We start from the raw sequence: 11,421 nt of genomic DNA, 5'->3' as shown, positions 1-11,421 counted from the left end.
ATGGGCAACGTCCCTGAAAAGCAATGGTGGTCTGCGACAGCGGCTTTCCGGAAGCTCCGCTGTCCAGCTTCCGCATCGCCGGTCGGCTGGCCGAGCAGGCCACCTATTTCTCTTGACGACAACGCGGGCACGCTGGCTCATCGCGCAATGCAGCAATGGGTCGAGAAAAACGAGTGGAGACTTGACGATGCCGGCGCCCGACTTCAGGGCCGCTTCGATGAAGCGGTTTCCGATGCGGGCTTGGGCTCAAACGCCGTTCCGAATGCCACCGTGACACGAGCCAGGTTAAAGTCTCGCGCGAACGAATTGGTTGACCTCTTGGACAGCGCCGGGGGAACCGTCAGCTGCGAGCAACTGCTCACCGACGACGCTCGCCACCTGTTCGGATACGTTGACATCTTGGGGACTGGAGGCAGCGGGCTCGTCATCGACCTTAAGACGGGCAGAGACGCTGGCCCGCGGATTAGCGCCGCTACTGCTCACCAGTTGATCTTCTACGCACATCTCTTTGAAGAGTCATACGGCCATCTCCCAAAGCAAGTCGTTGTTTTTAGTCTTCAGCACGGAAGTGTGAAAGTCGAAGTAACGCGTCAGCAAGTTGATGAGCTTTTGCTCGGCATTGAGCAAACGCTCGCCTCAAGCGCGAGCGTGGCGATCCCGGATCCGGAGATATGCCGGTTCTGCGCCCGCCGCATGAGTTGCGAGCCCCAGTGGAAAGCACTGGATGATTGGCCATCGCCGGACGCCGTACGCGGGACGGTAGAAAAGCTGGAGATATCAAGCGCCGGGTACGTGGCCCTGAGACTCAGCGGCGAATGGGTCACCGGACTCAGCGTGGACGCGGTCCCGGCAATTGCAGCAGGCGACCATGCGAAAATCGTGCGGCTGATCAGCCGCCCACACACGATTCCCCGCGAGTGGTTGGCCACCCGGAGCACCAGTATTCGCGTCGAGTCGCGTTGAAAGCCTTGCGCGCCCGGCGTAGTCACTCTGCCCAGATTGCTCGTCTACCCCGAGCCCACCGCTTGGATTGTGGCAACTCGAGCGCGTCGACGGTGACCCGTTGAAAGGCTTGGATAGTTTTGCGAGTGTGAATCACAACTCTTTTTGGGGCCGGCCGGGCGTGCATGCCTGGGGGACACCTACTCGGTCGGTGAGACCAGGGTCGCGTCGAGCTGATGAGGGCATTACGCCGCATGCGTGAAGTTGGTGACAGCCCCGCGATCTTCGCAGAAGCGCGGCGTGAGTTCCACGCCGGTCTCCTGGCCTCGGGTGTGCTGGCTGTTAACGAGATGGGCGTTCCGAGTAACGCTGATGGCTCTCAGCCGTCCAGCGTGGCATATGCGAAATACATCGCAGACAAGCTCTTGGTGGAGACTGTTGCTGAACGGTTGGCGGGCCAGACCAGCGGTGGGAAATTCGAGACAGCGTGCGCTGATTTTGTGCGTAGCACCTTCTCTCGACTCGAAATGCTGAGGCCGGGCGATTGGGAGGTTTTGAAGGTCACCGGAAGGAAAAGCATCGAGTACATCGCTCGCTACGAGCAATACGCTCACCTGTCGGAACTCGACGAGGCCGCGAGAGCAAACCCGCAGCTGCGAGCCGTTCTGGGCAACGCTTACGTCATAGCTCCCGACGTCGTTGTCGCACGAAAACCTGTCCCCGACGAGCTGATCAATCGCGACGCGTTGTTGGTCGATGACTCCGTCGCCCGACGAACCGCGATTAGGCAATCCAATCAGCCGCGGAGCATCCTTCACGCGGTGATTTCTTGCAAATGGACATTGCGAAGCGATCGCGCGCAAAACGCCAGGTCTGAGTCCCTGAACCTGATCAGGAACCGTAAGGGGAGATTGCCACACATTGCGGTCGTCACAGGAGAGCCCTCACCTTCGAGATTGGCATCTCTTGCCCTGGGGACGGGGGACATCGACTGCCTCTACCACTTCGCTCTACCTGAGTTGATAGATGCGGTGCGCGCGTCGAACAACGATGAGGCAATGGCCATGGTTGAGACTATGGTCGGGGGAAAACGACTTCGCGATATAGCAGATCTGCCCCTCGATCTAGCCATCTGAACAATGACTAACTGGCTGAACGACGAGCTTGTGTTGGCCGCCGACCTCGTAAGTCGCAATGATTGGAAAGGCTTGCGAGCAAGCTCTCAAGAAGCCGTAGAGCTGTCCGCGCTCTTATCCAGGGGTCAACTTCATGGGGGTGCTCCAGATGATCCTCGCTTCCGAAGCCCCGCAAGCATCCAACGAAAGACGTGGGACCTTGCGACCGCGGACGAGAAATATTCGGGGGCTGTTACGCGTGGTGGGAAGCGTGCCAGCGTGGTCATTCGAGCCTTTCGCGCCGACGTCACTACGATGCAGGCGCGCGCGGCGTCAATTCGTTCTCTCCTCCTGAATCAAGACGCAGTAGTTGCAAATGCATGGGAAATCGGCGACCTCGTTGCCGAAGAGGGCGGTGTCTTGGAGCGGTGGGCGCGGACGCGGGAGCGTTCTAAACCACTGCGGGATGCAAAAATCTCAATCTCGAAATCTCAGCGAGGAAATCTGGCTTGCGAGATCTGCGGCTTCGATTTTCATCGCTTCTACGGCGAACTCGGCGCAGACTTCGCGGAGGTGCATCACCTGGTTCCTCTGCACGTCGCTGGCCCTTCCCAAACATCGCTAGACGACTTGGTCATCCTTTGCTCTAACTGCCACCGCATGTGTCATCGAAATGCTTGGTTGTCGACCGATGCCGTAAGAGCAGCCATCCAGGAGGCCGCTCAACTATGGGCCAGCACAACGTTGATGTGATCCAGGGTTGAAGGACCCAATCCCTCTCGAATAGAATCGAACACATGTTCGATTTCTGCCACCGCTATAGCGGCGGGGGTGTGTTCCCACACGCGGATGACAGTCCACCCTTGGTCGACGAGAGATCGGCTGACAAGCTCATCGCGTTCGCGGTTGCGCTGGAGCTTCGGCGCCCAATACCAGTCATTGGTCTGGGGTTGGTGGCCATGAGCCGGACAGCAGTGCCAGAAGCAGCCGTCTACAAAGATCGCGACGCGTTTCCTGGTGAAAACTATGTCTGGGCGCACTCGCACGCTGTCCAGCCGAATCGGATAATCCTTCCTGAACCTGTGTCCGTGAGAGTGCAGGCGCGATCGCACGAGGATTTCAGGCTTGGTTCCCGTACGCTTGATCGCGCGCATGTTTCTCGAGCGGCCAGGCGAAGAAGCGGCGGGAGTAACGGTCGAGTCACGGCTGGGAGCAGGCGCTATCAACGGTGCGTCCGGCATGGTTCATCCCTTCTCTTCGCGGTCACGACCATACTTGCAACAGAGTCTCGCACTGCTTGGAACCTTCAGGAGATTGACGCATGAGTGAACTACAAGTCATCGAGATCTGTGCCGGCGCCGGCGGGCAGGCGCTCGGGCTTCAGCGGGCTGGGTTCACGCACAAACTTGCCATAGAGCTGGACCCCACGGCAGCGGAGACGTTGCGACAGAACAGTGGGAGCACCGTCCTTGTTGGCGATGTCGCTAGCCCCGACGTGTGGTCGCCGAAGGACCACTCCGGTATTGACCTTCTCGCCGGAGGTGTCCCGTGCCCGCCATTCTCCATCGCGGGCAAACAGCTCGGCTCCTCCGATGAGCGGGATTTGTTCGCTTGGGCGGTGGAGCAGGTGTCGGTCATCCGGCCGCGAGCCCTCATGCTTGAGAACGTCCGCGGCTTAGCGGCCTCGCGGTTCTCTGCCTATCGACAGCGCGTGCTGGACCGGCTCACTCAACTCGGCTACGTCGCCGACTGGAGGCTGCTTCATGCGGCGGATTTTGGGGTTCCACAGTTGCGCCCGCGTTTCGTCCTTGTGGCTATGAAACCGGAGGACGCCGTCTACTTCCGTTGGCCTGAGCCGGACGCCAGGCGAACGTCTGTCGGTGAAACGCTTCGCGACCTCATGGGCGCCAATGGCTGGCCTTACGTAGACGACTGGGTGGCGATGGCGGACGGTGTCGGCCCCACTCTCGTTGGGGGCAGCAAGAAGCACGGCGGAGCGGACCTGGGTCCCACGAGGGCCAAGAGGGCTTGGGAAGCTCTTGGCGTCGATGGAAAAGGGGTCGCAGACGCCGCTCCAAATGCTGACGCGCCGCATCCAACCGAGAGACTTCCACGCTTAACGATTGAGATGGTAGCTCGTCTGCAAGGCTGGCAAGATGAGGACGAGTGGGTTTTTGCGGGGCGAAAGACCTCGCAGTACCGGCAGATAGGCAACGCTTTTCCTCCCCCTGTCGCGGAAGCGGTCGGTCGTGCGATCCGGGACGCTCTGAATCACGAAGGGCTCCCGCACGACATACCGGAGCTAAGCGCCGACGTGCACGACCCGGTGTATCGCGAGCTCGCCAACGCGGACGGATTTGTGAGTGTGGCGCGATTGACTACGGCCCTGAATGAGATGAGCGAGGCATCGGTCGAGCGAAGGCTCGCGATTCTCGCCCAAGACTTTGAGGTGGAGAGCAAAGTATCTGGCTCTGGCGTGTCTTACTATCGCCTCGGAAGTTTCAAAGGCTTCACCGGCCAGCGTGAGCACTCGCGAAACGACTACATCGCAAAATACAGCAGCAAGGTCAGTTGAATCGCCACCCGGTCGATGGCTCGCGCGTGACCCTTTCTGAAGTGATGCCCAAAACCGAGGCTCGGGAGACCGGGCAGAGTGTGGGCTGGGAGAGTGATACTCGGGCCATGTTTTTTGCCCACAATTTGCCCACAATCGAATGAGTTCCCATGTGATTGCAGTCATCTCCGTGAGGCCAAAAAGAGCGGAATTCCGCGGATTTTGACATCACGGGCACGGTGCTTAAAGGGTGGTCGCAGTTTTCGAGTCCCTCCAGGGGGAAACCCGTCTGCGCACATTCTCCAGCCTGAACGCCTCGGGTGTAGCTAAACCGAGCACGCCGCCTCACTCACTCACTCAATCCTGCGGGGGCCGCCGCAGGCGCTTCACGTCGGTGCGGTGCTTCTTCGCGTCCAGGCGGCGCTGCTTGGCGCCTCGGCTCGGGCGCGTGGGCCGGCGGGCCGGGGCTGGCGGACGGAGGGAGTCGACGACGAGGTCGGCGAGGCGGGAGAGGGCGGCTTCGCGGTTGCGGAGTTGGGCTCGGTGTTCGGAGGCCGCGATTGTCAGGGTTCCGTCGACGAGGCGGGTGCCGAGGCGGTCGAGGAGGCGCTCTCGCTGGACGGGGGTGAGGGCGGCGGAGTGGGCGACGTCCCAGGCGAGTTCCGCGCGGGAGTCGGCCGTGTTCACGCCTTGGCCGCCGGGGCCGGAGGAGCGGGAGAAGCGCCAGGACAGCTCGGAGTCCGGGATGGTGAGGCCGGAGGTGACCCGGAGGCCGGGGCGGTGAGCGGCGGGCATGGGTCCATCATCCTCTTGTCCGACGGCGGCGTGCCGCTACGGGATGGGGCGGTAGCGCAGTGCGGAGACGCCGGAGCGGAAGTCGTGCCGCTCGACGAGGTCTAGGGGGATGTGCTCGCGCAGGCCCGAGAGCAAGGTCGGCCCGTGGCCGGCGAGGAGGGGCTGGACGACGAAGACGTACTCGTCGATCAGGCCCAGGTTCGCCAGTGCCAGGGGGAGCGTGACGCCGCCGACGAAAAGGCCGTTGCCGGGCTCCTGCTTGAGCCGCGTGACCGCATCCGGGAGGTCGCCGGGCAGGAGTTCGGCGTTCCAGTCGACGTCCGTGAGCGTGCTCGACACGACGTATTTTGGCGCGCCGTCGATGGTGGATGCGAAGGGACGCTGCCAGTCGTCCATCCAGCCGGGCCAAATGCCAGAGGCGGGCTTGCGCCAGGCGGACTCCATCATCTCGTAGGTGGTGCGGCCGAAGAGGAGGGCGTCTGCTCGCTGCAGCTCGGCGGTCCAGAAGCGCATCGACTCCTCGTCGGGCGGGAGACCGGCCTCGTGGTGGCAGCAGCCGTCTAGGGTGACGTTGATGGCGTAGCGAAGTGGTCTCATCCTGTGCTCTCCCTTGATGCACACCGGGCGCCGGATACCGGGCACCGGTCCGAACCCAAAGTACCGCGGCCACCAGGTAAGGGATGTGGTGGGTTAGCATTTTCGAATGACGAAACCGGCACCGATCGACGATGTTCCGATCGACGGCGACGTCGTTCGGCTGGGGCAGTTCCTGAAGTTCGCCGGACTGCTGGACTCCGGCGGGGACGTCAAAGAGGCCATCATCGACGGGTTCGTGACCGTGAACGGTGAGGTCGACCGGCGCCGTGGAAGGCAGTTGCACGTCGGCGACATCGTCGGGTTCGACGGGCGCAAGGTGCGCGTCAGCTCGTGAGCGATGAACAGGATGCTCGGGCGCACGTCGTCGCGGTGAGCACGGACAGCGAGCACCGCTTCAGCAAGCGGGTGGTCGACGAGATCGTCCTCATCGAAGGGTGGGGCGTGGAAGGCGATGCGCACGCGGGGACGACGGTGCAGCACCGCTCGCGCGTGGCCCGGGATCCGTCGCAGCCGAACCTGCGGCAGGTGCACCTGATGCACTCCGAGCTGTTCGACGAGGTCGCCGATGCCGGGTTCGAGGTCGCGCCCGGGCAGCTGGGGGAGAACGTGACGACGCGCGGAATCGATCTGCTCGGACTGCCGACGGACACGCTGCTGCACCTCGGCGCCGACGCGTGCGTCCGCGTGACCGGGCTGCGGAACCCGTGCCAGCAGATCAACGGCTTCGAGCCGGGGCTGCTGCGGGAGGTGCTCGGGCGGGCCGAGGACGGTTCGGTCGAGCGGAAGGGCGGCGTGATGGGGGTCGTCGTCGCGGGAGGGACCGTACGCCGGGGCGACAGCATCCGGGTTGAGCTGCCGTCGGGCGAGCACGCTCCGCTCAGTCCGGTATGACGAATCGACAGCGCGGGCTGGGTTCGCGGTCCACGTGCATCCAGGACCGATGAGGGGCCAGCCATGAACATCACCCTGCTCGTTCGGTTCGTCGCCGTGGCCGAGGAGCTGCATTTTCCGCGCGCGGCACGGAAGCTCGATATTCCGCTGCCGTCGCTCTACTCGTCGATTGCGAAGCTGGAGGACGAGGTCGGGTCCCCGCTGTTCGTCCGCGGGGCGACGCCGACGAAGCTGACCGGCGCCGGGGTCCTCTTCCTCGCCACGGCTCGGGAGGAGATCGCGGCGGCCCCTCCGGCGGCTGGGAAACCCGTGGCGCCGGCGGGCGGAAAGGCGAAAGCCTCGAAGGGCAAGGGGCGCGCGCCGGCGGTCAAAGGGCAGCCGAAGCCGTTCAAGAAACGCCAGGGGCGTTAAGCCCCCGCTTCACTCGTGCTCCGGCAGCAGCGGGGTCGACCATCCGGGATCGCGGCCGAGCTGTGCTGCGCGCGAGACGGACGCTGCACCGAAGCGGTCGCGGACCGCGTCGAGGACGGTGTCGAGGCGGGCGCCGTCGTCCCAGTCGATCGGGAGTTCGGGCTGGAACGTGTCCGACCGTCCCAGCTGGGACAGCGAGAGGCCGATGAGGGTGATGCCGCGCTGCGTGATCTCGGGCTGAGCCGCCGCCAGGAGGGTGCGCGCGATCCCGAGCAGGACGGACGTCCGGTCGGTGGGGAAGCCGAGTGTGCGGGAGCGGGTGGCTTTGGCGAAGTCGCCGAAGCGCAGGCGGAGGACGACCGTGCGGCAGGTGCGGTCGCCGTCTCGCAGGCGGCGGGCGAGGCGGTCGACGATCTGGGTCAGGATGGTGTCGAGTTCCTCGGGCGAGCGCGGGCGGCTGCCGAGGGCGCGCTGGGAGCCGATGGAGCCGCGACGCCGGGTGGCGTCGACGGGGCGCGGGTCGCGGAGGCGGGCGAGCGCGTGCAGGTGGGCGCCCGCTGCGCGGCCGAGGAGGCGCTCGGCCGTCGCCTCCTCCAGCTCGGCGAGCTGGCCGACGGTGCGGATGCCGAGTCGGTGCAGCTTCTCGGCGGTGACGGCGCCGACGCCCCAGAGTCGTTCGACCGGGAGGGGGAGGAGGAAGGCCTGCTCGCGGTCGGGCTCGACGAGGAGGAGTCCGTCGGGTTTGCTGACGGCGCTGGCGACCTTCGCGAGGAACTTGGTGCGGGCGATGCCGACCGAGATGGCGAGCCCGGCCTCCGAGCGGACCCGCTCCCGCAGGCGCGTCGCGATCTGCTCCGGCGTACCGGCGATCCGCCGGAGGCCGCCGACCTCCAGGAACGCCTCGTCGATCGACAGGCCCTCGACGAGCGGGGTCGTGTCGCGGAAGATGGCGAAGACGTCGCGGCTGGCGGCGGAGTACGCATCCATCCTGGGCGGGACGACCACCGCATCCGGGCACAGCTCGCGCGCCTGCCTGCCGCCCATCGCGGTGCGCACGCCGCGCGCCTTCGCCTCGTAGCTGGCGGCGAGCACCACCCCGCCGCCGACGATCACCGGGCGGCCGCGCAACTCGGGCGCATCCCGTTGCTCGACGGAGGCGTAGAAGGCGTCGAGGTCGGCGTGCAGCACGGTCGCCTCGCCCCGCATCCCGGTCCTCCGCTCGCTCGTGCGTCGAGAGCATGGTCGCACGGACCGCGGACACCGGAGGTGGCGCGGTCCGTGAGGCGACGAAGCAGGCGGCGCGTGAAGAGGCACTACGCGATTGCGGGCGACATCTTAAGATGCTATATGCGTATATTACATGCGTGTTAGGTTGAGTGGAAACGGTTGTGAACCACGCGGCCGTTCAATGACGAACGGAAGATGATGAAGCTGTTACGAACGCTTGCCACCCTTATCGGTGTCCGCACGTGACGGGTAAAGCTTCGCGTCTGATTGGCGCGGGCTTCATGCTGACGGCCTCGCTTGCCATCGCTGCGAGCATGATGGCTCCGGCCATCGCGGTCGGTGCGTGGATCGCCGCATTTGCCTTTTTCGGCGCTGCTGTTGTGGCATTCGTCGTGGCGGCGAAGAAGGAAGACCGGCGCGACGAGTAAGTGCGCATCGTGTCCGCGCCCGGACGGTGCTCGCCCAGGCGCGGACGCGACGCGTTGCCGACTGGTGCTACCGGCTGGCTACGTTCGGCGGATACCGTCAACCCCTCAGTTCCACGCGTCGATCTTCTGATCGCGCGGCGCCGGCGCCCCCTTCCCGGTTTCGAGCAGCGACTTCAGGCTCAGCATGAACACGCCCCACTTCGTTGAACAGTGGTGCATGAACGGCACCGGCTCGGCCCAGCCCTCGTGGATGAAGCGGACGAGCGTGTATTCGCCGTCGCGTTCGAGGGAGAAGTCGACGTGGGTGCCGATCCATTCGGCCGGGCCGTCGACGACCTCCCAGCGCACGCGCGAGGCGGGGGAGAGCTCGACCACCTTCATGTCGATGTCGCCGGGCTCGAAGTGGAAGTGGATGACGCCGTCGACGGACGGGTCGCCGGAGGTGTTCTCCGTCCACCATCCGGAGAGTCCGTCGATGGTGGTGAGGGCGCGGTACGCGTCGTCGGGGGTGGCGTTCTCGACGCCGACCTGGTGCAGGATGTCGACCATGTCAGTTTCCTTTCGGTGAGTGGTGCGTCGGTGATTGGTGCGTCGGTGATTGGTGTGTTGCGTATGCGTCGAGGTCGGTGAGGCAGTCGGTCCAGCCGTCGGTGTGCGCATCCACTGCCGCCTGGTGGGGGAGGCGTTCGTGGGTGACGATGACCTCTGTTCCGGATGCGCGGGGCTCGAAATCGACGGTGACCAGCGTCTCCTCGTCCTCCGTGACCGGCGAACGCCAGGTGAAGGCGAGGCGGCGGGGGCGGTCGATGGTCCGGTACGTTCCGCGGTGGACGATGGGCGCATCCAGGTTGTGCATGATGATGCGGAACTCGCCGCCGACGCGGGGGTCTGCGGTGACGTCGGTGTGGGTGGCGTTGCCTGGACGCATCCAGACGGCCAGGGCCTCGGGGTCGAGCCAGGCGTCGAAGAGCGGTTCTGCGGCTGCGGCGATCAGGCGGGAGACGACGAGCTGGTCGGTCATGAGTGCTCCTCGGGGGTCGGGGTGGGAGTGGCACCGGCGGGGGCGGCGCCGGTGGCGGCCCCGGTGGCCCCGCCTGCCCCCGTCACGAACCGGTCGAGCGCGGCCAGGCGGTCTGTCCAGAAGGCGCGGTAGTGGTCGATCCACTCGGCGGCCTCGGCCATCGGGTCCGCGTTGAGGGAGATGACGTGGTTGCGGCCCTGGATGGTGCGGGTCACGAGTCCCGCCTGTTCCAGCACGCGCACGTGCTTGGAGACCGAGTTGAGGGAGATCGGGAAGTTGCTCGCAACCTCCGTGACGCGTTCGTCTCCGGAGGCGAGCCTGTTCAGGATCTCGCGCCGGGTGGGGTCGGAGATCGCCCCGAACACCCGGTCGAGCGTTGCTGCTTGATATTCACCCATGTGGGTGAATATAGCACCGACGATGGATGCGCGCCACCGTCATCCTGGTCCCGCTGGACCCAGGATGACGGGGATACTGCCTCAGCCTGCGCAGGAGGAGCATCGTAGGACTGTCGCCCGGCAGCGCGCCCCGCGGCAGAAAGGAACCATGTCCTCTTCGACCCTCCCCGGCGGCCTCTACACCGTCGGCGACCTCGAATTCACCCGCGTCGGCTACGGCGCGATGCAGCTCGCAGGACCCGGCGTCTTCGGCCCGCCCGCCGACCGTGCAGAGGCGATCGCGGTGCTCCGCGAGGCGGTCGAGCTCGGCATCCGGCACATCGACACCTCCGAGTACTACGGGCCGCACGTCACCAACGAGATCATCCGGGAAGCGCTCTCGCCGTACCGTGACGACCTGCATATCGTCACGAAGGTCGGCGCCCGGCGCGACGCCCAGGGCGGCTGGCCGCCCGCCCGCACCCCCGACGAGCTGCGCACGCAGGTGCACGACAACCTCCGCACCCTCGGGCTGGATGCGCTGGATGTGGTCAACCTGCGGATGGGTGGCCTCGAATCCCCGGAGCCCGGCAGCATCGCACCACAGGTCGAGGCGCTGGCGGAACTGCAGCAGCAGGGACTCATCCGGCACATCGGACTCAGCACGGTCAGCTCCGAGCAGCTCGCGGAAGCGCAGACGATGGTGCGGGTGGTGGAGGTGCAGAACTTCTACAACATCGCCCGGCGCGACGACGACGCTCTCATCGAGGAGACGGCCAGTCAGGGCATCGCATACGTGCCGTTCTTCCCGCTCGGCGGCTTTTCGCCGCTGCAGTCCGACGCGCTCGCCGACGTCGCAGCACGGCTCGACGCGACGCCGATGTCCGTGGCGCTGGCGTGGCTGCTGCAGCGCTCGCCGAACATCCTGCTGATCCCGGGCACCTCATCGGTGGCGCACCTGCGGGAGAACGTCTCGGGTGCTGGACTGCAGCTGCCGGTGGATGCGCTGGAGCAGCTGGACGCGATCGGCGCCGGGGTCTGACGCTGGCGCGGTGAGCGGGGG

General features: G+C 65.3%; 15 protein-coding genes. 9 read left to right on the top strand and 6 right to left on the bottom strand.

The annotated features are described in order from the left end of the window. From HF024_RS13445 to dcm, 4 genes are all read left to right on the top strand, one after another. Positions 1-963: a PD-(D/E)XK nuclease family protein gene (locus HF024_RS13445; protein WP_168689875.1), complete on the top strand. Its 963-nt coding sequence runs from the start codon at positions 1-3 to the stop codon at positions 961-963. A 215-nt stretch (positions 964-1,178) separates the two neighbouring features. Next, on the top strand, positions 1,179-2,078 hold the full coding sequence (locus HF024_RS13440) for an NgoMIV family type II restriction endonuclease (protein ID WP_247597115.1): 900 nt from the start codon (positions 1,179-1,181) through the stop codon (positions 2,076-2,078). A gap of 258 nt (positions 2,079-2,336) precedes the next feature. Then, a complete protein-coding gene (locus HF024_RS13435; protein WP_168689874.1) occupies positions 2,337-2,810 on the top strand; it encodes an HNH endonuclease in 474 nt (157 codons plus the stop codon). A gap of 568 nt (positions 2,811-3,378) precedes the next feature. After that, complete coding sequence (gene dcm, locus HF024_RS13425) at positions 3,379-4,632, top strand: DNA (cytosine-5-)-methyltransferase (RefSeq protein ID WP_168689872.1); 1,254 nt, start codon at positions 3,379-3,381, stop codon at positions 4,630-4,632. Positions 4,633-4,968: 336 nt separating this feature from the next. On the opposite strand, the gene arfB is transcribed toward dcm, so the two are convergent. Both arfB and HF024_RS13415 read right to left on the bottom strand, forming a co-directional pair. Beyond that, on the bottom strand, positions 4,969-5,406 hold the full coding sequence (gene arfB / locus HF024_RS13420; RefSeq protein WP_168689871.1) for an alternative ribosome rescue aminoacyl-tRNA hydrolase ArfB: 438 nt from the start codon (positions 5,404-5,406) through the stop codon (positions 4,969-4,971). A gap of 36 nt (positions 5,407-5,442) precedes the next feature. Then, the gene (locus HF024_RS13415; protein ID WP_168689870.1) at positions 5,443-6,003 is read right to left on the bottom strand and encodes a dihydrofolate reductase family protein; all 561 of its coding nucleotides are present in this window, start codon (positions 6,001-6,003) and stop codon (positions 5,443-5,445) included. 106 nt (positions 6,004-6,109) lie between these two features. On the opposite strand from HF024_RS13415, the gene HF024_RS13410 reads away from it, so the two are divergent. The 3 genes from HF024_RS13410 (at position 6,110) to HF024_RS13400 (ending at position 7,305) form a co-directional block, all read left to right on the top strand. Further along, entirely contained in the window at positions 6,110-6,337 is a 228-nt protein-coding gene (locus HF024_RS13410) for an RNA-binding S4 domain-containing protein (RefSeq protein WP_168689869.1), read from the top strand. Further along, entirely contained in the window at positions 6,334-6,894 is a 561-nt protein-coding gene (locus HF024_RS13405; RefSeq protein WP_168689868.1) for an MOSC domain-containing protein, read from the top strand. Before HF024_RS13410 ends, HF024_RS13405 begins: the two co-directional genes overlap by 4 nt. Before the next feature lie 63 nt (positions 6,895-6,957). Next, positions 6,958-7,305 (top strand): LysR family transcriptional regulator, encoded by a 348-nt coding sequence (locus tag HF024_RS13400; RefSeq protein ID WP_168689867.1) that lies wholly within the window; start codon positions 6,958-6,960, stop codon positions 7,303-7,305. A 9-nt stretch (positions 7,306-7,314) separates the two neighbouring features. Here the strand turns inward: HF024_RS13400 and dinB are convergent, their stop codons facing one another. Next, positions 7,315-8,511 carry a DNA polymerase IV gene (gene dinB, locus HF024_RS13395; RefSeq protein ID WP_168689866.1) on the bottom strand — a complete coding sequence of 399 codons (1,197 nt, stop codon included), beginning with the start codon at positions 8,509-8,511 and terminating at the stop codon, positions 7,315-7,317. 263 nt (positions 8,512-8,774) lie between these two features. Between dinB and HF024_RS13390 the strand changes: the two genes are divergently transcribed. Then, positions 8,775-8,960: a hypothetical protein gene (locus tag HF024_RS13390; RefSeq protein ID WP_168689865.1), complete on the top strand. Its 186-nt coding sequence runs from the start codon at positions 8,775-8,777 to the stop codon at positions 8,958-8,960. A 105-nt stretch (positions 8,961-9,065) separates the two neighbouring features. Here the strand turns inward: HF024_RS13390 and HF024_RS13385 are convergent, their stop codons facing one another. From HF024_RS13385 to HF024_RS13375, 3 genes are read right to left on the bottom strand one after another with little or no spacing between them, the layout of a single operon-like run. Continuing rightward, positions 9,066-9,509, bottom strand: a complete 444-nt coding sequence (locus HF024_RS13385; RefSeq protein ID WP_168689864.1) for an SRPBCC domain-containing protein — start codon at positions 9,507-9,509, stop codon at positions 9,066-9,068. A gap of 1 nt (position 9,510) precedes the next feature. After that, a complete protein-coding gene (locus HF024_RS13380) occupies positions 9,511-9,981 on the bottom strand; it encodes an SRPBCC domain-containing protein (RefSeq protein WP_168689863.1) in 471 nt (156 codons plus the stop codon). Then, a complete protein-coding gene (locus HF024_RS13375) occupies positions 9,978-10,379 on the bottom strand; it encodes a metalloregulator ArsR/SmtB family transcription factor (protein ID WP_168689862.1) in 402 nt (133 codons plus the stop codon). The genes HF024_RS13380 and HF024_RS13375 overlap by 4 nt, the downstream gene beginning before the upstream one ends. Positions 10,380-10,527: 148 nt before the next feature. Here HF024_RS13375 and HF024_RS13370 point away from each other — a divergent pair, with 148 nt between their 5' ends. Then, positions 10,528-11,400 (top strand): aldo/keto reductase family oxidoreductase, encoded by an 873-nt coding sequence (locus tag HF024_RS13370; protein WP_168689861.1) that lies wholly within the window; start codon positions 10,528-10,530, stop codon positions 11,398-11,400. Positions 11,401-11,421: the final 21 nt, after the last annotated feature.

The organism is Leifsonia sp. PS1209 (assembly GCF_012317045.1).
Lineage (GTDB): Bacteria > Actinomycetota > Actinomycetes > Actinomycetales > Microbacteriaceae > Leifsonia.
The sequence above is the reverse complement of the archived record's forward strand: the minus strand, read 5'-3'. Positions and strand labels throughout refer to the sequence as shown.

Bases quoted from the DNA above. Each gene is read 5' to 3' on its own strand.
- HF024_RS13445 (WP_168689875.1), top strand. From the start codon at position 1: ATGGGCAACGTCCCTGAAAAGCAATGGTGGTCTGCGACAGCGGCTTTC.
- HF024_RS13370 (WP_168689861.1), top strand. From the start codon at position 10,528: ATGTCCTCTTCGACCCTCCCCGGCGGCCTCTACACCGTCGGCGACCTC.
- HF024_RS13415 (WP_168689870.1), bottom strand. From the start codon at position 6,003: ATGAGACCACTTCGCTACGCCATCAACGTCACCCTAGACGGCTGCTGC.
- HF024_RS13385 (WP_168689864.1), bottom strand. From the start codon at position 9,509: ATGGTCGACATCCTGCACCAGGTCGGCGTCGAGAACGCCACCCCCGAC.
- HF024_RS13380 (WP_168689863.1), bottom strand. From the start codon at position 9,981: ATGACCGACCAGCTCGTCGTCTCCCGCCTGATCGCCGCAGCCGCAGAA.
- dcm (WP_168689872.1), top strand. From the start codon at position 3,379: ATGAGTGAACTACAAGTCATCGAGATCTGTGCCGGCGCCGGCGGGCAG.
- HF024_RS13440 (WP_247597115.1), top strand. From the start codon at position 1,179: ATGAGGGCATTACGCCGCATGCGTGAAGTTGGTGACAGCCCCGCGATC.
- dinB (WP_168689866.1), bottom strand. From the start codon at position 8,511: ATGCGGGGCGAGGCGACCGTGCTGCACGCCGACCTCGACGCCTTCTAC.
- HF024_RS13410 (WP_168689869.1), top strand. From the start codon at position 6,110: ATGACGAAACCGGCACCGATCGACGATGTTCCGATCGACGGCGACGTC.
- HF024_RS13375 (WP_168689862.1), bottom strand. From the start codon at position 10,379: ATGGGTGAATATCAAGCAGCAACGCTCGACCGGGTGTTCGGGGCGATC.
- HF024_RS13400 (WP_168689867.1), top strand. From the start codon at position 6,958: ATGAACATCACCCTGCTCGTTCGGTTCGTCGCCGTGGCCGAGGAGCTG.
- arfB (WP_168689871.1), bottom strand. From the start codon at position 5,406: ATGCCCGCCGCTCACCGCCCCGGCCTCCGGGTCACCTCCGGCCTCACC.